The organism is Lacticaseibacillus chiayiensis (genome assembly GCF_004123795.1).
In the GTDB taxonomy this organism is placed as follows: domain Bacteria; phylum Bacillota; class Bacilli; order Lactobacillales; family Lactobacillaceae; genus Lacticaseibacillus; species Lacticaseibacillus chiayiensis.
Window position 1 is genome coordinate 1 of record NZ_MSSM01000087.1, and the last position, 486, is coordinate 486.

A 486-nucleotide genomic window follows, 5' to 3' on the forward strand; every position below is an offset into this window, starting at 1 on the left:
TTAGCAAGCTGCCAACTCAAGAGGAGATTGAGAAGCGCTTCTACGAACGCTCTATGGCCGCATTGAACCGTAAAAAGGTACGTGCCATTTATCGCTACTCAGTCTTTCCCGGAAACGTTCCGGCTAAGTTTACGTTCGAAAAATGGCAGCCTGAAATGCAGACGAATTTGCAGAAATCAAGAGATCTGGGAAATAGGGCATACAAGCTGGCAAAACAAATGCAAAAAACACCTGAAAACGTGATTTTATTTGGCCCTCGTGGAACAGGAAAGACATCACTTGCTTTGGCGATGCTGACGAGTCTACGAGATCAAGGCCAGTCAGGGCTGTTTATTTCAACAGCAGAGCTGAGCAACCTAATGAGCTTGCAATACGATGCACCAGACGTTCGCCAGCGTTTAGCGGGCATTGAGCGGGCAATGAAAGAGGCTGACGTGCTGTTGTTGGACGACTTCGGAACAGAGGGCGGTATGAAGCTAGACATCA

Annotated in this window: 1 protein-coding gene; it reads left to right on the plus strand. The window is 47.9% G+C overall.

The window, feature by feature from the left end:
• On the plus strand, positions 1 to 486 hold a 486-nt coding region (locus tag BVJ53_RS14700), incomplete at both ends, for an ATP-binding protein (RefSeq protein WP_137296009.1).